Source organism: Archaeoglobaceae archaeon (assembly GCA_038734275.1).
Classification (GTDB): Archaea; Halobacteriota; Archaeoglobi; order Archaeoglobales; family Archaeoglobaceae; genus WYZ-LMO2.
This window is the reverse complement of record JAVYOO010000002.1, coordinates 158,905-181,990: the sequence shown is the minus strand read 5'-3', so window position 1 is coordinate 181,990 and position 23,086 is coordinate 158,905. Positions and strand designations below refer to the sequence as shown.

Genomic DNA, 23,086 nt, shown 5'->3' with positions numbered 1-23,086 from the left:
ATGGATTCTGAAAATACGAGAAAGGAGAAGCTTAAAAGAATAGAGGACGTGATAAATGGTAAGGAACCCGACAGAGTGCCAGTCACGGGGGCAACTGCAGTTTGGCACGGAGCTTATGCGGGATATACAACTCATGAAGTTCTCTTCGATTATTCAAAGTGCAAGTCCGCTTGGCTGAAGGTTGCAAGAGATTTTGACTTCGACACATTCACAGTTATTGCTGGGCTTGAGGGCATGATTTACACAATTGCCCTACTTGAACAGCCCGATATGTCCTCAGCTGCAAGATTCATCCTTGGAGCAACTCATCTTGCACTTGGAGACGTTTACTCTAAATGGCCCGGCTATGAACTCGACAAAAACGCTCATCCACAATTCATAGGTAAGGAAATCATGAAAGCAAGCGAGTACGACCAGCTCATTGAGAATCCACTTGAGTTCATAAATAAAGTTGCCATGCCAAGAATCAATAAAAAGCTTGGCAAAGTTGGATCAGCAGAATACAATGCTGCGCTTGTTAAATACGGAGCTGAGCTTGCAAGATTTGGAGCCTTCATGGCTGATGTCTCTGTAGAGCTTGCAAAGCTTGGATATCCAACGATTCCAATGTCCTGGGGGTATGCCCCACTTGACTTAATTGGTGACTTTTTGAGAGATATAAAGAACGTAGTAATGGATCTCTACAGACACGGGGACAAGGTAAAGCAGGCTGTCGAAGCAGTCAAGCCGTTAATAATAAAAGCTGCCGCCTGCTCAGCTCCACCTAAAGAAATAAGAAAGCAGATTTTTGGAACAGAAATCGTTGAGTGTTTCTTCCCGCTCCACCTGAATGAATATTTAAATCCAAAGCTATACAACGAATTCTACTGGCCTGCACTGAACGATGTTTTCAAGGAAGTAATAAAAATGGGTCTAACGCCGTTTGTTCTTTTCGAAGGTAAACATGATGCACATCTGGAAACTTTGCTCGAAGCGCCTAAGGGTAAAATAGTCGGCGTTTTTGAAAAAACAGACCCAAGAAAGGTTAGAGAAGTCCTTGATAACCACATCATTCTTGTAAGTGGTCCTCCAAACTCTCTGCTAATCAGCGGAACTCCACAAAAAGTTGAGGAGTTCATGAAAAAGCTTCTTGAGGATTGCAAAGAGGGCGGGATGATGATCTGGCCAGGTGTCGACGGTGGACTTTCAAGAGATGCAAAGCCCGAGAATGTAAAGGCAATGCTGGATGCCGTGAAGAAGTATGGAAAATATTAAATAATTTTTTATTTATCCGGTGGCTACATGAACTTTGGTTTAAGCGAGAAGCATAAAAATCTCTATCCAGCAACAGTCGCCTTTCTCTTGGTTTTTGCGATGGTTTCCTTGGTATGGAGTCAGTTTTACCCTTACATAATAGAGAGATATTCTCTAAATGAAATCTCTCCAGTAGTCTTATCTGCCTCGCTAATTGGGCTTGGAATGTTAATTTTTCAGCTCGTTGCAGGATTTTTGGCCGACAGATTTGGACCAAAGCCAACAGTTGCTATATCCGGGCTTGCTTACCTGCTTGGGATGTATATCATTTCGATGGCCTTTAGCTATGCTGAGTGGGAAATTGCAAAGCTGTTCTGGTATGCAGGAAGCTTTGTTGTTGGGATTGGAGCGGGTTTCTTTGTAGGAACTTATCCGGTGGTTATTGCAAGATGGTTTCCTGAAAACATAGGAAAAGCATTCGGAATTTCAATCTTTGGACAGAATATTTCACCACTTTTTATCTCCCCTCTTGTGGCTTTTCTTATAATTAACCATGGTCTCCAAACTACCTTCATCGTGCTGGGATTTATAATATTTGCAACATTTTACGTAGTTGGCGTATTATTTTGGTGTGTTCCTGAAGCTTCTAAATCCGAAACCGACTCGTCGCTCGGTGACGCTTTAAAGGATACGAGATTCTGGATTCTTTTTACCGTGATGTTCTCAACTGCAACCGCATGGTTTCTGATTCTAATGAATGTAGCAACAATTGTTTTAGAGGGTTTGTCCAGGGATTCTTTTAGTCCAGAGTATATTTCAAACCACTTTATCCCGTTATTTCTCAGCATAACTGCAATTGGTAGTGCTTTCGGCTCCTTATTCTGGGGTGCCTTTAACGACAGGGCAGGAGGACCTTTCAAAGTTTTGCCGATTCTCTACGCTGTTGCGGGAGTGATGATATTTGTTTTCGCAATAACGTATTCAGATGCATTACTCGTCCTGGTTTTTGGAATTCTGGTTTACTTTTGTCTTGGCGGTGAGCCAACGGTGCATTTCACTGCAGTCCCAACCTTCTTTGGAAAGAAGTTCACAGGAAGGATTACTGCACTTTTGAACACTTCTGTGATGACTTCTTCAATCATTGGTCCTTATTTGGGCTCATTAATAAGAGATGCTACGACATCTTATCTCTCTGCTCTCTATTTAGCAGCATTTTTGCATTTCTTTGCAACCGCAGTGGTCTTATTTGGTGCAAAATATGCTAAGGAGGTGGAAAAATGCTGAGGTTTGCACAACCAAAAATCTTCGAAATTTGTGGAATAAAAGTTGGAGGGAATCCTGGGGAGAGCAAAACCCTGCTTATAGGGAGCATATTTTATAAAGGACATAAGATCGTTGAGGACGAGAAAAAGGGGCACTTCAACAGAGAGCTTGCAGAAAAGCTGATAAAAGAACAGGAAGAACTGAGCGAAAAAACTGAAATTCCGGGGATAGTTGACGTTGTGGGAATGAGTGAAGAAGCTCTGAGAAAATACATCGATTTTGTTGCATCAATTACAGAAAAGCCATTTTTGATAGACTCAGCAATGCCAGACATAAAAATCTCTGCGCTCAAATTTGTAAAAGAGGCGGGGCTTGAGAAAAGAGTTATCTACAACTCTATATCTCCTGAAGTAAAGGATAGAGAGCTTATAGCTCTAAAGGAGAGCGGTGTTGAATCTGCGATTGTGCTTACTTACACGATGAACGTTCTCAGTAGCAAGGCACGAGTTGAAGCCTTTCAGAAGCTTTTGCCAAAGCTCGAAATTGCTGGGATCAATAAACCGCTTGTCGACACATTTGTAATGGACGTTCCAAGTCTTCCAGCGGCGATAAAGGCAGGAGTAGAGATAAAGAAGAATTTTGGTTTTCCATGCGGTTCTGGGGCACACAATGCAATCGCGAGCTGGAAAGGGCTAAGGAACCTGCTTGGAAAGGAATCGGAAAAGTTCGCGGTAGTTGTTGCAAATACACTCCAGATAGCATTTGGCTTGGATTTTGCATTATATGGTCCAATTGAGGATTCAAAGCTCGTATTCCCAGCAGTTTACATGCTGAACATTGCATACAGAAACTTTGCAAGAACAAAGGATTTTATACCAATATGAAGGTAACATTTGAACCGGTTGGCAGAACCGTGGAAAGCAAAGAAGGAATTCTGCTTGAAATAGCCAGAGATTCGAATATTGGCATAAGATCCGACTGTGGAGGCAGAGGGGTTTGTGGAAAGTGCAAAGTGGTTTTAATCAAGGGCAAAGTTGGTGAGCTCACAGAGTCGGAAAGAAAAATCCTGAAATCAGAGGAAATCCAGCAAAATTACAGGCTTGCGTGTCAGACAAAGGTTCTTTCTGACTCCATAATTTTCATTCCAAAAGAGAGCAGACTTGAAAAGAGAAAAGTAGAGGAATCCACAATTGAGCCTGAAATAGAGCTTGAAACCGTGGTTAGAAAAATTCCCATCTCTCTTGAACAACCAAATCTCAAAGACGTTAGAAGCGACTTGGATAGGCTCAGAAGCAAACTTGGAGATATTGAAGTATCATTGAATTTGCTTAAAAAACTTCCGGAGCTCCTGAGACTGAATAAATGGGAAATAAACGCTGTTTTATGGAAAAACAGGCTTATTTCAGTTGAAAGCAGAGAAAGCGATAATCTTTTTGGGCTTGCAATTGACATAGGTTCTTCAAAGTTAGTCTGCCATCTCGTAGATTTGAAGAGTGGAAAAACCGTTGCAAGGGCTTATGCAGAAAATCCTCAGGTAGCCTTTGGCGAAGACATAGTTTCGAGGATAAGCTACGCAAAAAATGAGGAAAATCTGGTGAGATTGCAAAAATTAGTTGTAGAAGCGTTGAACAAACTCATAGAAGAGCTTTGTGAAATGGTAAAAGTTTCTCCCGAAAGCATATACGAAGCTGTAGTTGTAGGAAACTCGGTGATGCATCACATCTTTTTTGGTATCACTCCGAAGTTCATCGGCACGGCACCATTTACTCCTGCGGTTACCGAAGGAATAAGTTATCCTTCAAGAGAGATTGGTCTGAATATAAATCCAGAAGGTATGGTAACTTCTTTACCGCTGATTGCAGGGTTTATTGGAGCAGACGCAACAGCTAATCTTCTTCTCACGAAAATTTACAACTCCGAAGAGATTTCGATGGTTATAGACATTGGAACCAATACTGAGATCCTGCTGGGTAACAGGGAAAGAATTTTAGCGTGCTCAACTCCATCTGGACCAGCATTTGAGGGGGCACACATTACTTTTGGAATGAAGGCAGTGAGTGGGGCGATAGAAGAGGTTGAAATTAAAGGGGAGGAGGTTTTTTATAAAACAATTGATAATCAGAGGCCCAAAGGGATTTGTGGTAGTGGAATGATCGATCTCGTCGCAGAGCTTTTCAAAAATGGTTTCATAAACAGAAATGGGAAGTTTTCAAAAGATAGCATCAGGATAATAAGGGATGGTGTTCCGAAGTTTATAATTGCGAGAGCAGAAGAGACGGAATTTGGAAAAGACATAACTGTAAACGAAAAGGACATAAATGAGTTTTTACTCGCGAAAGCGGCAATAAAGGCAGGATGGACGATTTTAGCAGATAGATTTGGAATTAATCCAGAAAAGATTGATAGAATTTACCTTGCGGGATCTTTTGGCAAACACGTTGACTTAGAGAACGCTCGAATAATTGGCTTACTACCGAAAAATGGTGAAGTTATATTTGCTGGCGATTCAGCGGTCAGCGGTGCAAAAATTGCGCTTAAATCAGTTAAACAAAGAGATGAAATTGAAAGAGTTGCGAAAAAAGTGGAATACGTGGAATTATCCACTGAAAGAGATTTCCAGAGGGTTTATTTAAGGGCAATACCTCTTTAATATTTGCTCTCAATGAACTTTTAAATCCTTGGCGAATTTGGCTATGCACAAAAAAGCTGAGATCAAGATCGAACTACTATGCCACGGCATTAAAACGAGTGAAGAAGGAGTGTCTCTTAAAGCTTATCCTACAAGAGGAAAGTCGAGAGCGGGAGTTGCGGGAAGCGGTAGAAATTTTATTGTAAATCCCGGGCAAAAAGAGGAATTCGTCGTTAATGCGGGAGTATTACAGCCATTCCTTGAGAGATCGCCATTTGAATTCAGGAAAATCGATGGAAAGGGCTGGATCCTGAGAAATGGAGCAAAAGGTATGCAGACCGACTGTTTTTGAGCCGAACTGGCATTCAACGAAGGCGGGAGAGCTTATAAGACTTCATGGGAGATCAAGCTTAGCCCTTGCTTTGACAAATGCCTGTAGATTTAAAGCGGAGAGAGCGGGCTGTAAATTCTGCATAATAGACATCGGCAAGGAGATAGTGACTCATAAGCCTGAAGATCTTGCTATGGCGATAAAGGAGATTTTAAACAATGCTGAGCTCAGAAAGTTCGTCGATCTTGATGGATTTGAGGGTATTGTGGAGCCAGAAGACGTGAACATCAATTCTGGCACTTTAGATGAAAATGCACTTGTGAAGCTTTATGCAAAAACAGCAGAATGCATTAAGGCGGTAAGCGATCTCCCAATTGGCATAGAGATAACCCCTGTTGGAAAGGAAGATATGCTGAAGCTTAAAAATGCGGGAATCGATTCGATCTACATTAACATCGAAGCTTTTAGCGAATCCGCAAGGAAGAGTATGATTCCCGGGAAGGATCGGGCTTATCCAAGGGATAAGTATTTAGAAGCTCTTGAGAATGCTGTAGAGATTTTTGGTGAAAACCAGAGCGCTTCATGGATCCTAATCGGACTTGAGCCTGCCGAAGAAACGATAAAAGGTTGCGAAGCTATAGCAGAAGTTGGGGCAATTCCTCTGCCGAGAGCTTTTCGTCCGCTATTTGGCTCTGAACTCGAAACTCTACCACCACCGAGTGTTGAAGACGCTAAGAGAATTTACAGTGAATGGCTCAAAATTGTCAAGAACTGCGATTTAGACCCAAGGAAAACAATTGCGGGCTGTGCAAAATGTGGGAGCTGTTTTCCGATCAGAGAGCTTTTGAGTGATTGAGATGAGAATTGCGTTCCTTTCGACAGCTTATCACACATCTCATATTCTGAAAGAGCGGTTTAAAGCAGAATGGAAGCTATTTAGCACTGGAATTGAGATCATGAGGGCATTCGAGACAAACAGAATTGATTTAGCCTATGTTGGACTAACTCCTGTGATCTATGCAAAAAACCGCGGGCTGAATTTGGTCTGCATTGCAGGTGGACACGTTGAGGGCACGGTTATCGCTGGAAGGGCTGAAGGAGAATTTCCAGAGTGTCTTGAGGGGAAAAGAGTTGGAACTCTTGCCACGGGAACAATGCACGATGTAGTGCTCCGAAGTATTAAAGCAAATTTTGAGGTCGTCAATTACCCTTATGCGGAGATGCTTTTGAACGACTTCATTGACCAGCATGTTGATTTTGTCTGTGGAACTCCGAATTTGGCGGTTTTGGCTGAGAAATACGGTGCAAAGATCGTCTGCAAACCTGCAGAACTCTGGAGCTGGAATCCAAGCTATGGAATCGTCGTGAAAAGGGATTTTTATGAAGAAAACGTAGAACTTCTTGCAGATTTCTTAATAAAGCATGAATGGGCTTGCAATTTGCTAAGAGAAGCAAGAGATTTTGCGGTGCAGAAAATTTACAGGAGCTTTAAGGGCGAATTAAAACTCGACGAAATTCGCAAGATTGTTGAGCTAAGCCCCAAATACTGCTCATCCTTGCCTGAAAAGTATATCGAGAGCACTTTAAAACTCGCCAAATTCATGAAAGAACTTGGTTATATAGAAAGAATTCCGAAAAGGAGTGAAATCTTTGAATTGAGCCTTATCAATGAAATTCACCCACAAAAGGAGCATTACAGCCAGTAGCGATCAGCATGCTCACTTATTTGGAAAATTTTCATGAACGAAAACTTAAATATCTTGGTTTCAACCATTAAATGGTGGGCTAGGCTGGGGGACTCGGCGTCCCCTGTAACCCGAAACCGTCGATATGCGGGAGCCGAAGCCGAGGGAAGGTCCGCATGCCCGCTGAAAGTGGAGCATTGCATTTCCGTAGAATCCTCGTCCTGGAGGGTCGGCGGTTACGGCGGACTTCTCGGAGGAGAGGTTCGCCGTATTAATCGGAGGCACCGGCTGAGGCCCGGAAGGGAGCAAGCCCACTCCGAACGACCGGCGCTTCTGGGGGTGCGGGGAGGAGGGGTGCATTGCTCCGCACAGCGGACACAGCGGATCGACCCGAGGCGCGCCCACCACTAATTCCTCACTTTGCCCCTTGCAAGTGAGGCAAAAACACCGAAAATGCAGAGAACCGCAGAGACTACGAAGGCGGTTTTCAATGCGATGATGAAATCGGGAAGCACTTCTGGAATTCTCGATTTTCCTATAAGCAAAGCAAAGATCAGAGTCACCAAGCCCATGCTGAAAGCCTGTCCAATGACACGCATCGTTGCAAGAGTTGCAGAAGCCAATCCATAGAATTTTCTCTCAACCGAACTCATAACAGCGTTTGTATTTGGTGAGGAGAATAGTCCGAAGCCGAAGCCTATGAGGATCAGATTTCCTATGATATACTCCATGGGAGTCTCGTAGCTTATTATAGAGAAAAGGAAAAGCGACAATGCTGTGAGCGCCATGCCGATTGAGGCAACAATTCTCGGTTCAATTCTGTCAGACAACGCTCCGGCAATTGGCGAAAACAGAGCCATCACCACTGGCTGAGCAAGCAAGATCAATCCCGCTTCCTGTGGGCTTAGCTCTTTGATATATTGAAGATAAAGGCTCATTAAAAACGCTACCGCAAAGGTTGCGGAGTAGTTCAACAGTGCTGCGAGATTAGACATTGCAAAGACTGTATTTTTGCGGAACATTTTCACGTTAAGCACTGGCTCTGAAGTTCTGCCTTCAATTAAAGCAAAAAGAATTAGAGCTAAAATTCCCCCAATTACAAGCAGAAATCCAAGCGTCTCTGGAAGATGAGAAAAGCCGTAGATCAGCATGAAGAGGGAAATTGTATACATTAGGGAACCAGTTAGGTCGAATTTCTCTCCTTTGGCTTCTGCCCATTCCTGTTTCACTTTTAAAATTGCAAAAATGGCAAAGAATGCAATGAATAGTGGAAAGAGAAATAGAGCTCTCCAGCCGAGATGCTGGGTTATTAGACCACCGAGAATTGGTCCTGAAGAGAGACCAACGTAAACTGCGGATGTGTTGATTCCAATCACTTTACCCCTTTCCTGTGGCGGATAGGCTGAAGTGAGCATCGCTACGCCCGTGCTTGCGATCATTGCAGACCCAATGCCTTGTAAAAACCTGAAAACGACTAAGGACTCTCCCGAAATGGCAAGGGAGCATAGGAGAGATGAGAGAGTGAATATAAGAAGCCCAAGGACGAAAAGAGACTTTCTTCCCTTAATGTCCCCCAGTCTTCCCATTGGCACGAGGAACATTGCGGTGGAAAGCAAAAATGCGGTTGTGATCCAGGCTAAGAAGATTGCATCGAGCTCGAATTCCTTTTCAATGCTTGGTAAAGCAAGATTTACAGCAGAGCCCATAAAGGGTGTTAAGAAAGAGGCTATTGTTGATGCAATAAGCACGAGCTTTTTCTGATCCATGGCTAAAGCTTCGGGATTTATTTAAATACTTTCTTAATTTCTTCGAGAAGCAAAGCTTAAAATATTTTGAGATAGCAAAAAAATTGGTGATGCTGATGGATGGTGAAGTTAACAAGATCATTACCTTATGCGGAAAAAACTGGGCTAAAATAGGACTTGAGTTTATTTTTCTCGGTGGAAAGCCAGAATGCGAAAATTGTAAGATAAAGAAGGCATGCTTAAGGCTGAGAGAGGGGGCAAAGTATAAGATCGTCGGCTTACGTGATGGCACCGTTCAGGAGTGTGCATTGCATGAAGATGGTGTTGTTGCTGTTGAAGTGATCGAACTGCCAATAATAGCTCTCGTTGACTCAAATCTTGCGGAAGGGGCAAAGATGAAATATGAAGAGCGGGTTTGCGATCACTACGAGTGCAGTATGTTCAATCTTTGTCATCCAGTAGAGCTGAAAAATGGAGAAGTTGTTATTGTAAGCAAGATTATTGGCGAAGCTCCAGAAAAATGCACTCTTGGCTTTAACGTGGTTGTTGCCGAGCTTCAGCGAGAGTCATCGCAGTAAAGGCTCAAGTATTACTGCTTTGGGGACTTTGGCCTTGAATTCCAATGGGTTAGCCTTAGTGTTCGGAATCGCCCCGTAATGCATTGGTATGTAGACTTCCGCTTTGATGTCCTGAGTAGCCTTAATAGCTTCGCTTAGATCCATCGTATAAGTTCCGCCAGCGGGAAGTAAAGCGATGTCAACAGTGATCTTTTTCATCTCTGGAATCCGATCCGTGTCGCCTGCATGGTATACTTTGACGCTGTCAAGGTTTACAATGTAGCCCAAACCACCACTCTTGTGAAATGGCTTGTCGACATTGTATGCGGGCACAGCGGTGATCTCAACGCCTTTGATATTTACAGTTTGGTTTTCAGTCATGGCAAAGCTTTCAAAACCCTTTATCGAGCAAGCTTTTGGGTGAACAATAGTTGTGTCCTTTTTTGCAAGATTTCTGATCGACTTCATGTCCAGATGGTCAAAGTGGTCGTGAGTCACGAGAATGAGATCCGCCTTTTCTTGCCCTTCAGGAACCTCGTATGGATCGATGTAAATGACTTTCGAGCCTTTAAGTCTGAAACCAGCATGCTTCAGCCAAGTTATTTCCACATTTCGGAACTTCAGCGTGTTCATATCATTTATTAACAATCAAAACTTAAAAAATTTTCCGAACTCTGATATAAGGCTTATGGAAAGGTATAAACCAAAACAAAAGAATAAAAATAGATTTAGCCCCCTCTCTTCTTCAGCTCTTCCTCTTTCAGAGCTCTTCTCAGAACTTTTCCAACAAGAGACTTCGGAAGTTCATCTCTGAACTCGATCAGCTTTGGCACCTTGTAAGGAGCCAGCTTATCCCTGCAGAAGTTTAAAATGTCCTCCTCCTTCACCTTACCCTTATACTCAGGCTTCAGCTGTATGAAAGCCTTCACAGTTTCCCCACGATAAGGATCTGGCACGCCGATCACCGCTGCTTCGAGCACAGCGGGATGCTCATAGAGCACTTCTTCAACTTCTCTCGGATATATGTTGTAGCCTCCAGCGATTATCAGGTCTTTCTTTCTGTCGACAATGTAGAAGTATCCGTCTTCATCCATCTTCGCCATGTCCCCGGTGAGCAACCAGCCGTTGATTAGAACTTTTGCGGTCTCGTTCTCCATCATCCAGTATCCTTTCATAACCTGTGGTCCGTAAATTGCAAGTTCTCCTACTTGCCCAGGAGGCAAGATGTTGCCATCATCGTCGACAACTACAGCAAGAGTATCCGGCATTGGAATTCCAATGCTTCCGGCTTTATTCAGTCCGTATAATGGATTGCAATGCGTAACAGGCGAAGCTTCGCTCAGGCCATAGCCTTCTACGAGTTTGCCTCCAGTTACCTCCTCCCATTTCTTTTTAACTTCAACTGGAAGCGGTGCAGCACCGCTTATGCAAGCTCTAATCGAAGAAAGATCGTATTTTGTCAGCTTTGGATCCTGCAAAAGGGCTATATACATCGTTGGAACACCGGGGAATGTCGTAACTTTGTGCTTCTGTATTAATTTAAGGTATATGCTGAATTCTCTTGGATCAGGAATTAAGACTATTTTGCCTCCGAGTAGAACTCCTGCATTTGCCATCGTAAAGCCGTAGCTGTGGAAGGCTGGCAGTGCACCGAGATAGACATCATTTGGACCAGCTTTTGGATCCCAGCTTGCTACTTGATGCGCATTTGCCACCAGATTAAAGTGCGTCAGCATAGCACCTTTCGGCAAACCTGTTGTTCCACCTGTATACTGGAAGACCGCAACATCATTTTTAGGATCTACTTCAACTGTTTTATCGTTTTTAGGATATTTCATCAGGTCCATATAGTCCATAACTTCACTTCTGGGCTCGATTTTTATTTCTCCAAATCTCTTTTTCTTTACGAATGCCTTAAACAGAGCATTTAACGGGAATCTAAGATAGTCCTCTATTTTACATATAATCAGCTTTTTGAACAACCCTTCTTCCAAAAGCGGTTTAAGATTAGGATACATGTTCTCTATCGCGAACATGAGTTCTGCACCACTATCCTTTACAACGTGCTTCAGTTCTCTGGGTGGATAAATCGGATTACATTGAACCATTATGCCTCCTGCTCTCAAAATCGCATTTGCAACTATTGGGTAGTGGGGAGTATTTGGCAGACCAACTACGACCCTATCTCCCTTTTCCACTCCCATATCATAGAGGAAGGATACTATTTTCTTTGAAGCTTCGTCAAGCTGTTTAAAAGTTATTTTTGTTCCGTAGAAATCGAATGCAACCTTATCCGGAAACTTTTTTGCATTGTTTTCATATAGCTTGTATAGGGGTATTACTGGATAATCGATGTGGGGTTTAACACCGCTGTCGTAGGCCTTGAGCCAAGGTTTTGGAATCTTTGAAACATCTACATCTCTAATATTCTCTCCATACACCGAAGCCATAATAAATTATGAAGCATTCAGTATTTATAACTTTTGTTTTTGCAGATTAGCTTTGTCCGTTTGTCCTAAGAAACGTCCAGAGCGATTTGATAAAAACAAAAATTACAAAAAAGGTTTTTTGTATATATCAATTGCGGAAGAAAGTGAGGTTTTTATAGATGTTCGAGAAAAATCTTATATCCAGAATGATCCTAAAAAGTTCTAAGCTGGGGTTGCCGAGTGGTAAGGCGACAGCCTGCTAAGCTGTTGGGCTTTGCCCGCGTGGGTTCGAATCCCACCCCCAGCGCTTTTACGAGCACAAAGGCAGGCTGAATTTGGTCTTTAACGGTTTTAACGAGCTGATCGATGAAGGCTGAGGCATTGGAGACGTTTTTCTTTAGCCAGTCGTAATTGTCTGAAGAAAGGGTTATGTGCAATGGTGCAGCAACTAAATTAGGTGGGAGGATGTTAGAGATCGTGCTCTTCTTCCTAATACTCGTTCTGGTTTATTACTCGATCCAGTATATCAGACTAAAGGGTGAGATTGAATCCAGATCTATAAAACTTTATGAAGAATGGAAAGAAAGAGAGCTCAAAACAATTTCAGCGAGATACAATGAGGAAATTGAAAGATTGAAGAGGTTGTATGTTGAAGAGTTGGAAAGAATGAAAAAGAACTATTCAGAACTGGCGGAAAGGACGGCTAAAAACCTATTTGAAACTTGGAAGAAAAAAGAAGAGGAGAGAATAAGGAAGGAAGCAGTTGAGAAAAGCACATCAGTTATTAAGGAGAAGGTGACAGAACATCTGGTTCCATTTTTCCCGGAATTCAAATATAATCCTAAAGATGTCCGTTTTATAGGTTCTCCTATCGACCTCGTAATTTTCCAAGGCCTAAGTGAAGGGAGACTTGAAAAAATAATTTTTGCTGAAGTTAAAACCGGAAAGAGCAATCTGACGGCTCGAGAGAGGGTTATCAGAGACTGCATTGAAAAAAAGAACGTAACTTTCGAAGTCATAGAGGTTCCACGGGTTCCGAACAAAATTCAGTTAAAATCCTTGGTTCCCGAATCTGGGATCAATAACTTCTCGGGTGATGAACAAAATTCGAAATTTTCTTTTTAGCAAGAAATTTCATCAAATTGTTTCTGTAAATTAAAATCATAGAAGATTTCAATGCGTTTAAAGCGTAAATAAAAATCAGGAGCTAAAATTCAAAGGCTTCAGCTTTTACAAATCGAAACAAAGTTCTTGTAGATTTCCTTACCCTTCTCCGTGTGAGCAACCTCAGGATGGAACTGAATGCCGTAGATCGGCAAAGATTTGTGCCTCATGGCTTCGACTTCGCAAAATTCGCTTCTCGCAAGCAATTCAAAGCTCTCTGGGAGCTTTTTAACCTCATCCATGTGGCTTGCCCAAACTCTAAGCCTCTCCGGTAGCCCTTTGAAGATCTCGTTCTCTTCGATGATCTCGACTTCCACGAGGCTATATTCAGCCTTGTTTCCTCTATCAACCACTCCACCGAAATGTTTTGCAATCAGCTGATGTCCTAAGCAGATGCCGAGTATTGGGATCCCGAATTCCTCATATCTTTCGAGGATCTTCCAGCAGTTTCCCGCTCTTTCAAGCGTTGGACCACCGCTAAATATTATCCCTGAGGGTTTCTTTGCTTTTATTTCCTCAATCGCTGTCGTGTTTGCTATGATTTCAGCTTTTGCACCAATCTCTCTTAGCGTTCTCCAGATCCTGTGCGTATACTGACCATAATTCTCAAGGATGAGGATCATATCACTCGAACTCGATCGTTGCTGGCGGTTTATTAGTCACATCATACAAAACTCTTCCAACTTCGGGAATTTCGCTTACAATTCTGAAGGCAATCCTTTGCAGAACTTCAAATGGCAAATTCATAGCATTCGCAGTCATTCCATCAAGGCTTTCAACAACCCTTACAGCAATTGTTTCTTTATAAGCCCTTATATCGCCCTGAACACCTACCGTTTTAACGCCCAAGAGCACAGCAAAAGCCTGCCAGGGCTTTAGTTGGGCTTTTTCGATCTCTTCTTCAACTATCGCATTTGCTTCTCTTACGATCCTTACCTTCTCTGGAGTTACTTCACCAACGACCCTCGCAGCGAGTCCCGGGCCGGGGAAAGGCATCCTTCTATAGATCTTCTCAGGCAATCCAAGCTCCTTTGCAAGCTCCCTCACTTCGTCTTTGTATAGATCTCTCAAAGGCTCAATTATCTTCAAATTCAACCTTTCAGGCAATCCCCCAACGTTGTGATGACTCTTTATTCCTCCTTTACTTTCGATCCAGTCGGGAGCAATTGTGCCCTGGATCAGGAACTCTGCTCCGATCTCCTTTGCAACTTCTTCAAAAACATCGATGAAAACCTTTCCTATAACCTTTCTCTTCTGTTCTGGATCCACAACACCTCTAAGTGCATCGAAAAATCTTTTCTGGGCATTGACATAAATCAAATTCAACCCAAAGTCTTCTTTAAAGGTTTTAACGACGAACTCGGGCTCACCTTTTCTTAAAAGTCCGGTGTTTACGAATACGGCATATAGTTTATCCCCAATCGCTTTATGAGCAAGAATTGCTGTAGTTGAGCTGTCAACTCCGCCAGAAAGGGCTATAATTGCCTTTTTGTCCCCAACAGTTTCTCTTATTTCCCTTATTTTCTCTTCAATGAATTCTCTCATCCTTTTAAAATCTTTAAGTTGGGATTTAAAGAATTTCCCAATCCTTTTTAAGCTCGCAGCAAAGCACAGACCATGGATCTTGAAAGCATTTTAGAAAATTTAAGGCAATTCAGGGATAAAAGAGACTGGCTTAAGTTCCACACGCCAAAGAATCTTGCAATCTCAATTGCAATCGAAGCTTGTGAACTTCTCGAGCTATTTCAGTGGACAAGGGATCTCGAAGAGGAAAAGAACGTTCTTGAGAAGAAAAGCTCAGAAATAGCGGATGAAGTTGCAGACATCTTTATCTACCTGCTCTTTCTATGCGACATAGCTGGCTTAGATCTCGAAAAAGCTGTGAGAGAGAAGATGGCCAAGAATGAGGAGAGATTTGCTTTAGATAAGTTAGAGGTGAGTTAGGTGAACTTCGAGATCAAATTAAAAGAGCCAAAAATCTTTGTCTCCATTGCAGAAGTTCGTGGTGTAGAAGTGGCGAAGAAGGATAGCGAGTCGATGAAGCTGCTCAGAGAAGTGCTTGAAAAGCTGAAAGAAAAATATAGCGTCGAAAAGCTCAAAGATGATCCAGTCGTTAGAGCATTTAGAGACTTTTACTGGCGAATTGGCATTGATCCAACGAAGCAAAGACCAAGCAGTGAGGCTTTGCTGAGGAGAGGGCTTAAAGGAGAGATTCCGGTGATAAACAACGTTGTCGATGCTGGAAACATAGCAAGCATGGAAACTCTGATTCCGATTGGCTTATACGACATTGCCAAGATAAAAGGCAATCTTGAGCTAAGATATGCAAAGAAAGATGAAATTTTCAGCCCGATAGGTGGAAAGGATGAATTTTTGAACGAGAACCAAATCGTGCTCGCTGATGAAGAGAAAATTTTGCACGTCTATCCTTACAGGGATTCAAGGCTAACAATGGTCAGCAATACAACGAAAGACGTGCTAATCGTTGCCTGCGGTGTTCCTGGGGTGGAAAAGGAAAGAATTAAGCTTGCATGCGAGAAAGCGATGGAATACATCGTTGTGCTTGCTGGTGGAATAAAGAAATTCATAGGACTGGTCGAATGTTCACCAAAAACACAAAGATAAGTAAATAGACGATCGATACATAACCTCCTCACACCAAAGAGCGGCTTTTAAAACAAAAATATCAAAAGAGATATTCCACGCCTATCAAAAATCAAAGCTCAGCACTTCCTCATCCTCTATCTCCTTTAAAGCTGAACTGAGCTTCTTCGCTTTCTCTTCGATTTCCACAAGAATCCTTTTTCTGACCTCTTCTTCCAAAGCTTTCCTGATCACGGGTCCAGGTTTTATGTTGTATTCTTTTAGTTTTTCTTTTAGACTTTTGGGTATCTTCGCAGAGACTGTAGTATACTCCATGTCTTCACATAATAGGTAAACAAATATAAGGTTTACCATCGACTAATCAAACTCTGATCATGGGCTCGTAAAATCTCTTTATCTCTTCAAATCTCTCCCTGTTCAGCAGATGTATGTTTATGCGGTCATCTTCAGTTAAAGCCCTCACGAACTTGCAGTAATCCTCAAAATTCAGCTTTGCAGGTATTTTTGTTGAAACGATCAACAAATCGAGATCTGAATTAAGCCTGTGCTCCCCTCTTGCGAAACTACCGACTATAAAAACTTCGCAGTCTTCAAAAAGCTTCTCAGCTTTTTTCTTTATCTCTTCTGCAATTTCAAAGGCTTTTGCAAAGAATTTCTCATTCTCTTTTAGTTTGCGATAGTATTCGATCATAAAAGCTCCAGAAATTTCTTTGCAATTGATATGCTCCTTTCCGCGATCTGCTTTGAGTATTCAACGTCGAAGTATCTTGAAGCAGTATATGCAAGCTCTATTTCTCTAAGCACGTCCAGATTTTCTTTGTAAAAAACTTCAAGCTCAGCGAGTTCAAATAGGATTCGCAAGCTGTGCGTCTTGGGGGCTTCTCCAAATTTTTTTGAAATCAGAAATTTTAGTCCGAGTTGAATGCTTTGCTCGACGAAAAACATTGCAAAGTCATACTCGCCTTTTTCAAAGCTCTCAATCGCTTTGGAATAGAATCGAACAGCTTTTTGCTTTAAGAATTCCATGTTAAAAATTGGAAGTGAAGTATAAATCTATTTCGTGCGGATTGCAAACTTAAAGATAAAATTTTTAGGTAGCTGAGCAACGAAAATTATGAAGAGCAGAATTGCTGAGCTTTTAAAGCTGAAGCATGAGCCAGTAGCAATAATCTGGAGCAATGAAATGCCAAACAATGCGAAACAGCCTAAGGAAGGACAATGGAGCTGTGTTATTTGGTTTTTAGCAAGGGCTTCGAAGGGTGAAGTGATTGCCTTTGATAGAGAGCATTTTGGATGCCAAGGCGGAGCTACTGGTTTGGGATTTGGAAATCAATACTACAACTTTCTTGGCGGTATTGAGGGATTTTGCAGATTCCTTTCGACGGGATTCGAAGACTGGAATAAGGAGCTTCTGGAAAATTTGAAAAGCATGCTCAGGAAGGAGCAATACGAGAAGATGCTTAAGGGCGAAAGGTATAAGAAGAGCCCAGAGCTTGTCAAAAAATTCGTTGAAAAAATCCCAGCAGTCGACGTTCCCAAGCGATACGTAGTCTTCAAGCCTTTGGGCAAGGTTGAAGAAGAGCCAGAAGTTGTTGTTTTCATTGCAAATCCTCATCAGCTTTCAGCTTTGGTTATTCTTGCAAACTATGCAAGAGAAGACAATGAGAACGTTGTTATCCCAATGGGCGCTGGTTGCCATCAGATCGGGATATTTGCTTACAGAGAAGCAAGATCTGAGAAACCAAGGGCAGTAGTTGGGCTTACCGATTTGGACGCAAGACTTAATGCGAGAGCATTGCTTGGAGACGATGTATTCACGTTTGCAGTGCCATACAAGATGTTCCTTGAGATGGAAGAGAACGTAAAGGATAGCTTCCTTGAAGTTGGCACGTGGGTTAAGCTTTCTGAGTTTGTTTGAAATTCCTATCTTTTTTGCCAACACTTTCGATAAAAAGCGACGATTAAAAAATTTAGATCTTTGAAATCATTTGAGGGAAATCAGAGATTTCTCCAACACTCTTTACCCCAAACTTTTTCTGGATCGACTGATTTCTTTTCAAATCCTTTTTTGCAAGTTTCACAAAACTGCGAATCTGGTTTTGCGCTCATAACTTTTTCAGTTTGTCATATAAAGCTAATTCCCATTAGCTTGTGTCTCCTTTGGATTTTAATTTAAATAACCTCAAATATCTTTACTTTTCCGAACTCTTTTACCAGCTTAAAGTGAGTCAAGTTTTCAGCGTTCTCGACTTGGAGCTTGTAAAGCATTGTTTTATTGAAGAAAGCTAAGAGCTCCTTCGCAGTCATAAAATCTGGATTATAGCCAGCTATTCTCGCTATTGCATGGAATTTTGTTTTTGTATTATTCTCAAAAATTCCCATCTCTTCCGCAGTGACTACAAACTTCACACCCCTCTTTTCTATGATCTTCATTGCCTCCTCTTCGCTTTCCGCAACGAAAAATTTCGCTGCATCATCCGCTCCAAGTTGAAAGTTGTTGCAGACCACAGCTTTCTTTGCTACGTAAAGTATCCAGTTCCCGTAGTCCCACCAGCTTAAAACACTATAACTGGGTTTTTCGTAGGCATTCAGGTAATTTTGTTCCTCAGCGTTCTCTTTCAACCAATTTAGCGCTGCTTTCCAATCGTCGCTCATATCAAAGCCAACAATAGACATTATAATGCATGGTGCTGCAAGGATCAGCAGAAATGCAGAGACAGTTAGGTGATCTCTAATGGTAACAACTTCTTTTTTCTTTTCTTTAGCTCTCTTAGCTTTGCTCATTTTTATTTCTTTCTTCTCTGTTTTTGAGAAAACAGGATACTCAAGCCTTTCGAGTACATTGCAAATTGTATACGAAGCAAGAATGGCTGACGGAATTGCAAGAACTTCAGCAAATCTTAGCTGTAGAAGCGATAGGGCAAATGATAGAAGAAAGAACACTAACAAGAACTTGTTTCTAAGCATCAAAATCGAAACCAGAGCTAAAAAGAAGAAAAGATAGCCAGAAGAGCTGATCAAATCTAAAATTTGGAAGGATTTTGCCTCGCTTATGGTTGGGAGGTAAATGTCGATGCCAAAAACGTAGTTAATTCCTGATCTAAGAAAATCGAAAGCGCTTAATGGCGTAAAGTATGCAATCAAAATGCAAAACAGAGTTCCGAGTTTGTTGGAAGTGCTGAATGAATTAGAGAAGTTTTACCGGGATTTTTAAAGCTCGATTCCGGCTTTAATCAATGCCTTCTTTATTCTCTCTATCTCCTGTTCAAGCCTTTCGAATCTCTTTTCCAGCAGATCATTGGTCTTATCGAGCTTTGAGGAGATCACCTTAACTTCCTCTTTGACCTCTTTTATCTCCTTTTTCAACTCGACCCTCGTCTCTTTTATCTCCTTAATCGTCTCATCCTGCTTTTGCAACATCAAATCCATTTTCCCAAGCATTGTATCCTGCTTTTCAAGCATCTTGTCTTGTTTCTCGAGCATTTTGTCCTGCTTTTCAAGCATGGTGTCCATCTTCGAGAGCATCAGATCCTGCTTTTGCAGCATCGAATCCTGTTTCTCGAGCATGCTGTCCATCTTTGAGAGCATTAAATCCTGTTTTTGCAGCATCAGCTCTTGCTTTTCAAGCATGGTGTCCATCTTTGAGAGCATTAAATCCTGTTTTTCAAGCATTTTGTCCTGCTTTTCAAGCATCTTAACTCCAACCTGAACGATCTTTGAAAGCTGCGAAGTGTTAAAGCTCGCTCTGAACTTTTCGATGTCTCTGACTCTGCCTTTGAACTCTTCAACGCTTATCTCTTCAACCAAAGCATTTTCTGGTTTATTGCTTTTCACGAATTCAATGAACTGTTCCAGCTGCTCCTTATCGCCATCAACGAGAACGATTAAAGCTTCTTTTCCATTGATTTTTACATTTCTCGCGTCGAAGCACGGAATGAAAAGCGAGTCAGCTTCTTCAAGAAGAAAAAGGCGATAGCCGACTTCGTGAACCTTTCCCTTGATCGTTATCTTGATAGCCATAAAAGAATTTTTTTATAGTCTTTAAAACTCTTTCCATAATCTTTTAATTACTCATGAGTATCATGGATCCATCTCATGGGGGTTAAACATCTTCCGTTCGCTTTTTTCATCACAGAACTTCACAGGCCAAGGATCTTTGTTGAGCTCGGGGTTCACACAGGAAACTCTTTTTCTGCTTTCTGTCAAGCTGTAAAAGCGCTAAATCTGAAATGTTCTTGTTACGGAGTTGACAACTTTAAAGGAGATCCGCATTCAGGATTTTACGATGAATCAGTTTATTTAGAAGTAAATAACTACATAACTGAAAATTATGGGGACTTCGCTCAAATAATGAAAATGGATTTCGATGAAGCTTTGCAGTATTTCAGCGATGGAAGCATAGATCTTTTGCACATCGATGGCTATCACACTTATGAAGCTGTTAAACACGATTTCGAAAATTGGATTAAAAAGATGAGCTATCGCGGGGTGATTTTGCTTCACGATACGCAAGTGAGGAGGAATGAATTTGGAGTGTGGAAGTTATGGGAAGAGTTGTCTAAGAGATATCCATCCTTAGTTTAGAGGAGACATTTTAGGGAATGATTGATTCGAGACCATAAAAAATTTTTATTCCAAATTCATGGATTCATCTCGTAAGCATCCTTCAGTGCATAAACTTCGCCGAGAACTTTTTCAAATCGCTCAGCATTCGCAACTGGCGACTTTACCATCTTTCTGCAGAACTCCTTCTGCTTCTCTGTGGCGCTTGGCTTTGCCATTAGCTCTACCGCAAACTTGGAGAAGTCTCTGACAAAGATTTCAAAGATCTGGTCGAGCAGTTCATCGCTAACATCGTAAAGTCCTGCGTAGACTTTCTTAGCCTCAATGATAAGCTGTCCGTAGACAAGCAAGGTGAAAAGCTCGCCAAGAGTTGCTAAGAAGTCAAAATCCCTCATTTGCTCAGCACTCGGCGGAGCTTTGGCGATCAAATCTCTAAAGCAATCTATCTGCTCCTTGAAAACGTTCACATTTGGCAAGTCAACTTCTGCATAGACTTTTCGATAGTCGTGGAATCTTACCTTTTCAAGTCCTCCAGCAGTTCCTTGGTTGAATAAGAACTCGTCGTGCTTTGCAACATCCATCTTTGGCACTTCAGCGAACTCTGCAGGATTAAACAAGTAATTGTAGAGGAATTTCAGGATTAAAGCCATGTTCACATGCACAGTCCCTTCAAGCTTTGGCAAAGCTCGAATGTATCTCGTTGCCATCTCGAAGTATGTGTCCTTCTCAAAGCCCTTCGCAGCTATCACGTCCCAGAGAAGGTTTATCACTTCCTCACCTTCTCTTGTAACCTTCGACTTGACCAATGCGTTGTAAAGCAAATAACGCCTATCGTTCAGCGATGCAACTCGCATGTAATCGCAAGCCCTTCTTGCAAAGAGCTTCATCGCAAGCAGCCTGCAGTAAGCGTCGACAAAAAGCCTTTTGATGTGCGGAAAGTCCGTTACGTGGATCCCATAAAGAACTCGCTTTGAAGCATGGTTTAAAGCTTCGTAGAAAGCATGGGTGCAGATTCCAATTGAAGCCCAGCCAAGGTTAAACTTGCCAACGTTAACTGTGTTAAGAGCAGCATCCCAAGATTCTTCACCCTTCTCAAGAATGTCTTCTTCGCTAACAGGATAATCGTGGATCAGGAAATCACCTACAAACATTTGCGAAGCGACAACGTTTTTTATCAACTCGTAGTATCTCTCATCTCTACGCAACGCAAAGAAAACAAATCTTCGCTTGTCCATGTCATAAGGCAAGCTTCCGTCGGGCTCAGCGAACCTTGCAAAGGTCGATATTATGCTTGCCACGTTTGAGTTGCCGATGTAGTATTTTCTGCCGTAAGCCTTCCAAGTTCCATCTGGTTGCGGAATAAGTTTAGTCTCAGTTGCATAAATATCAGCACCATGCTCTCGCTCTGAAAGCCCAAAGGCAAAAACCCCGCCGTTCTTGAGCATCTCTGCAACTTCTCTCTTTATCTTCTCATTCTTGCTCATCCATATGGGCCCCAAGCCAAGAATTGTCACCTGCCAGGTATACCAGTAAGCAAGGCTGTAGAAAGCCAAAACCTCATTGTAATCGCAAATTCGCCAAGTGTCCCAGCGAGTTTCGCCATTGCTGAACTCTGGCGGAGTTAAAAAGGTGTAGAAGATCTTGTTTTGTTTCTGGAACTCCAAAAAATCGTCATACCATACCATTTTCCTGTCGTTCTCCTTAAGCTTTGCTTTACCCATGCTCTCAAAGAATTCGATCGTCTTCAGGATCAGCTCTCTTGCCTTCTCATCCAAATGTTCTCCTTTGAACTTCTTGGGGTTTAGAAGGATCATGCTCAAAAACTGACTGGTGAATTTATAAAGGTAGCGAAAAGCAAAGCTGGCTCTTGAAATCTCCGCTCATGCATTTGGATATCCAAGGTGCGAAGCTCACATCCTGCTTTAAAATTCAAAGAAGAAGTAATCGGTTTAGAAAATTATCCAAACAACCGCTACTAAAATAGGTGTCGCAATCGCATTTACAGCAATTCCAGCCAAAACAAGCTTTGAAGCAAGCTTAACTGGGAATATTGAAGCGTAGAATGGCAAAGAATGCCTTGGATAATCCATTATGGCTATAAAGAGGAACCTACCTATCAAAAGGGCAATTAGAGATTCCTTAACACCAATCAGACCATTTCTCAAAAACTCTCCCGCAGTAAGCACAGCGGACATGGGGCTGAAGATGTGTATGGAGATCAAAGCTGCGAAGTTTGAGGAGAAGCCAAGTTGTTTCGTGTAAATGTCTATGTTCTCGGAAACAGCATCGAAGAAGCCTAAAAGCAAAAGAACTGAGATGGCGACAGTTATGATCACATACCTAAAAACAACCTTTTTGGTCATATCAAAGGCGGATTTTAAGGACGCTTTTATGGCATCGTTCCTATTCTTCGAATTCTGATCCAGCTCAAGCTCGATTTCTTTCCTCTTAACCTTCAATCTGCCATAAGCAATGCCGATAAGCATGCAGATGAATGCTGAAATGAAGCTTAATACTATGTAGATTGAGCCTACATAGAGACCCAAAGCAGCTATGGAGACTGGCAAATAATAGCGAAAAAGGAAAAAGACTGTCGAAAAAGGTCTTGTTACGAGTTTATAGGCAATAACTGCTGAATCATCAACTCCATTCTTTTCCCTTAAAGAACCCACGATGCTTAAGCCCCCTCGAACATCGACTGTTGAAATTATTGCTGGAATTGCGAAAACCGTTGGCAGATTTGCAAATCTCATTAGTGGGGCTAAAGGCTTCGAAATCAGCCTTGCAAAGCCGAATTCAAGGGCTAAGTTGGCTAAAAATACACCAGTAAAGCATGCTATAGCCATCGTTATTACTGAGTATGCCAAGTTTACGGGTTCCACT

25 protein-coding genes, 1 tRNA gene and 1 other RNA gene are annotated in these 23,086 nt (G+C 42.0%); 15 read left to right on the top strand and 12 right to left on the bottom strand.

Going from position 1 to position 23,086, the window contains the following annotated elements; translation table 11 throughout:
* From QXI54_03565 to ffs, 8 genes are all read left to right on the top strand, one after another.
* Nucleotides 1-1,254 carry a uroporphyrinogen decarboxylase family protein gene (locus QXI54_03565; GenBank protein ID MEM0302231.1) on the top strand — a complete coding sequence of 418 codons (1,254 nt, stop codon included), beginning with the start codon at nucleotides 1-3 and terminating at the stop codon, nucleotides 1,252-1,254.
* A gap of 27 nt (nucleotides 1,255-1,281) precedes the next feature.
* Nucleotides 1,282-2,517 (top strand): MFS transporter, encoded by a 1,236-nt coding sequence (locus tag QXI54_03560; GenBank protein MEM0302230.1) that lies wholly within the window; start codon nucleotides 1,282-1,284, stop codon nucleotides 2,515-2,517.
* Nucleotides 2,511-3,380, top strand: a complete 870-nt coding sequence (locus QXI54_03555) for a tetrahydromethanopterin S-methyltransferase subunit H (protein ID MEM0302229.1) — start codon at nucleotides 2,511-2,513, stop codon at nucleotides 3,378-3,380. The genes QXI54_03560 and QXI54_03555 overlap by 7 nt, the downstream gene beginning before the upstream one ends.
* Nucleotides 3,377-5,146 carry an ASKHA domain-containing protein gene (locus QXI54_03550; protein MEM0302228.1) on the top strand — a complete coding sequence of 590 codons (1,770 nt, stop codon included), beginning with the start codon at nucleotides 3,377-3,379 and terminating at the stop codon, nucleotides 5,144-5,146. Before QXI54_03555 ends, QXI54_03550 begins: the two co-directional genes overlap by 4 nt.
* Nucleotides 5,147-5,189: 43 nt before the next feature.
* A complete protein-coding gene (locus QXI54_03545; protein MEM0302227.1) occupies nucleotides 5,190-5,477 on the top strand; it encodes a hypothetical protein in 288 nt (95 codons plus the stop codon).
* Entirely contained in the window at nucleotides 5,443-6,312 is an 870-nt protein-coding gene (locus tag QXI54_03540; protein ID MEM0302226.1) for a hypothetical protein, read from the top strand. Before QXI54_03545 ends, QXI54_03540 begins: the two co-directional genes overlap by 35 nt.
* 1 nt (nucleotide 6,313) lies before the next feature.
* Complete coding sequence (locus QXI54_03535) at nucleotides 6,314-7,162, top strand: ABC transporter substrate-binding protein (GenBank protein ID MEM0302225.1); 849 nt, start codon at nucleotides 6,314-6,316, stop codon at nucleotides 7,160-7,162.
* Nucleotides 7,163-7,234: 72 nt separating this feature from the next.
* An RNA gene (gene ffs / locus QXI54_03530) (signal recognition particle sRNA) lies at nucleotides 7,235-7,548 on the top strand.
* Here the strand turns inward: ffs and QXI54_03525 are convergent.
* Nucleotides 7,549-8,907 (bottom strand): MFS transporter, encoded by a 1,359-nt coding sequence (locus tag QXI54_03525; protein MEM0302224.1) that lies wholly within the window; start codon nucleotides 8,905-8,907, stop codon nucleotides 7,549-7,551. It lies immediately after the preceding RNA gene.
* An 89-nt stretch (nucleotides 8,908-8,996) separates the two neighbouring features.
* Between QXI54_03525 and QXI54_03520 the strand changes: the two genes are divergently transcribed.
* Nucleotides 8,997-9,464 (top strand): UPF0179 family protein, encoded by a 468-nt coding sequence (locus QXI54_03520; protein MEM0302223.1) that lies wholly within the window; start codon nucleotides 8,997-8,999, stop codon nucleotides 9,462-9,464.
* Here QXI54_03520 and QXI54_03515 read toward each other — a convergent pair.
* A complete protein-coding gene (locus tag QXI54_03515) occupies nucleotides 9,453-10,076 on the bottom strand; it encodes an MBL fold metallo-hydrolase (protein MEM0302222.1) in 624 nt (207 codons plus the stop codon). The genes QXI54_03520 and QXI54_03515 overlap by 12 nt on opposite strands.
* A 95-nt stretch (nucleotides 10,077-10,171) precedes the next feature.
* A complete protein-coding gene (locus QXI54_03510; GenBank protein ID MEM0302221.1) occupies nucleotides 10,172-11,893 on the bottom strand; it encodes a long-chain fatty acid--CoA ligase in 1,722 nt (573 codons plus the stop codon).
* Between the two features lie 205 nt (nucleotides 11,894-12,098).
* On the opposite strand from QXI54_03510, the gene QXI54_03505 reads away from it, so the two are divergent.
* Both QXI54_03505 and QXI54_03500 read left to right on the top strand, forming a co-directional pair.
* Nucleotides 12,099-12,179, top strand: a tRNA-Ser gene (locus QXI54_03505).
* A 158-nt stretch (nucleotides 12,180-12,337) separates the two neighbouring features.
* A complete protein-coding gene (locus QXI54_03500) occupies nucleotides 12,338-12,997 on the top strand; it encodes a Holliday junction resolvase-like protein (protein ID MEM0302220.1) in 660 nt (219 codons plus the stop codon).
* Nucleotides 12,998-13,095: 98 nt separating this feature from the next.
* Here the strand turns inward: QXI54_03500 and QXI54_03495 are convergent, their stop codons facing one another.
* The gene (locus QXI54_03495) at nucleotides 13,096-13,659 is read right to left on the bottom strand and encodes a GMP synthase subunit A (protein MEM0302219.1); all 564 of its coding nucleotides are present in this window, start codon (nucleotides 13,657-13,659) and stop codon (nucleotides 13,096-13,098) included.
* Nucleotide 13,660: 1 nt separating this feature from the next.
* The gene (gene guaA, locus QXI54_03490; protein MEM0302218.1) at nucleotides 13,661-14,623 is read right to left on the bottom strand and encodes a glutamine-hydrolyzing GMP synthase; all 963 of its coding nucleotides are present in this window, start codon (nucleotides 14,621-14,623) and stop codon (nucleotides 13,661-13,663) included.
* Between the two features lie 30 nt (nucleotides 14,624-14,653).
* On the opposite strand from guaA, the gene QXI54_03485 reads away from it, so the two are divergent.
* Complete coding sequence (locus tag QXI54_03485; protein MEM0302217.1) at nucleotides 14,654-14,980, top strand: nucleotide pyrophosphohydrolase; 327 nt, start codon at nucleotides 14,654-14,656, stop codon at nucleotides 14,978-14,980.
* Nucleotides 14,981-15,661 (top strand): phenylalanine--tRNA ligase beta subunit-related protein, encoded by a 681-nt coding sequence (locus tag QXI54_03480; protein ID MEM0302216.1) that lies wholly within the window; start codon nucleotides 14,981-14,983, stop codon nucleotides 15,659-15,661.
* An 84-nt stretch (nucleotides 15,662-15,745) separates the two neighbouring features.
* On the opposite strand, the gene QXI54_03475 is transcribed toward QXI54_03480, so the two are convergent.
* Genes QXI54_03475 through QXI54_03465 form a run of 3 tightly spaced genes read right to left on the bottom strand, consistent with a single transcriptional unit; the run spans nucleotide 15,746 to nucleotide 16,666 of the window.
* On the bottom strand, nucleotides 15,746-15,955 hold the full coding sequence (locus tag QXI54_03475; protein MEM0302215.1) for a hypothetical protein: 210 nt from the start codon (nucleotides 15,953-15,955) through the stop codon (nucleotides 15,746-15,748).
* Nucleotides 15,956-16,001: 46 nt separating this feature from the next.
* Nucleotides 16,002-16,331, bottom strand: a complete 330-nt coding sequence (locus QXI54_03470) for a nucleotidyltransferase domain-containing protein (protein ID MEM0302214.1) — start codon at nucleotides 16,329-16,331, stop codon at nucleotides 16,002-16,004.
* On the bottom strand, nucleotides 16,328-16,666 hold the full coding sequence (locus QXI54_03465) for a HEPN domain-containing protein (protein MEM0302213.1): 339 nt from the start codon (nucleotides 16,664-16,666) through the stop codon (nucleotides 16,328-16,330). Before QXI54_03465 ends, QXI54_03470 begins: the two co-directional genes overlap by 4 nt.
* A gap of 88 nt (nucleotides 16,667-16,754) precedes the next feature.
* Here QXI54_03465 and QXI54_03460 point away from each other — a divergent pair, with 88 nt between their 5' ends.
* A complete protein-coding gene (locus QXI54_03460; GenBank protein ID MEM0302212.1) occupies nucleotides 16,755-17,558 on the top strand; it encodes a DUF169 domain-containing protein in 804 nt (267 codons plus the stop codon).
* A gap of 254 nt (nucleotides 17,559-17,812) precedes the next feature.
* On the opposite strand, the gene QXI54_03455 is transcribed toward QXI54_03460, so the two are convergent.
* Complete coding sequence (locus QXI54_03455) at nucleotides 17,813-18,784, bottom strand: hypothetical protein (GenBank protein MEM0302211.1); 972 nt, start codon at nucleotides 18,782-18,784, stop codon at nucleotides 17,813-17,815.
* 66 nt (nucleotides 18,785-18,850) lie between these two features.
* Nucleotides 18,851-19,660: an acylphosphatase gene (locus QXI54_03450; protein ID MEM0302210.1), complete on the bottom strand. Its 810-nt coding sequence runs from the start codon at nucleotides 19,658-19,660 to the stop codon at nucleotides 18,851-18,853.
* Nucleotides 19,661-19,735: 75 nt separating this feature from the next.
* On the opposite strand from QXI54_03450, the gene QXI54_03445 reads away from it, so the two are divergent.
* Nucleotides 19,736-20,224: a class I SAM-dependent methyltransferase gene (locus QXI54_03445; GenBank protein ID MEM0302209.1), complete on the top strand. Its 489-nt coding sequence runs from the start codon at nucleotides 19,736-19,738 to the stop codon at nucleotides 20,222-20,224.
* 56 nt (nucleotides 20,225-20,280) lie between these two features.
* Here QXI54_03445 and QXI54_03440 read toward each other — a convergent pair whose 3' ends face one another.
* Both QXI54_03440 and QXI54_03435 read right to left on the bottom strand, forming a co-directional pair.
* Nucleotides 20,281-22,017: an acyl-CoA dehydrogenase gene (locus tag QXI54_03440; protein MEM0302208.1), complete on the bottom strand. Its 1,737-nt coding sequence runs from the start codon at nucleotides 22,015-22,017 to the stop codon at nucleotides 20,281-20,283.
* Nucleotides 22,018-22,152: 135 nt separating this feature from the next.
* The gene (locus QXI54_03435; protein ID MEM0302207.1) at nucleotides 22,153-23,085 is read right to left on the bottom strand and encodes a hypothetical protein; all 933 of its coding nucleotides are present in this window, start codon (nucleotides 23,083-23,085) and stop codon (nucleotides 22,153-22,155) included.
* Nucleotide 23,086: the final 1 nt, after the last annotated feature.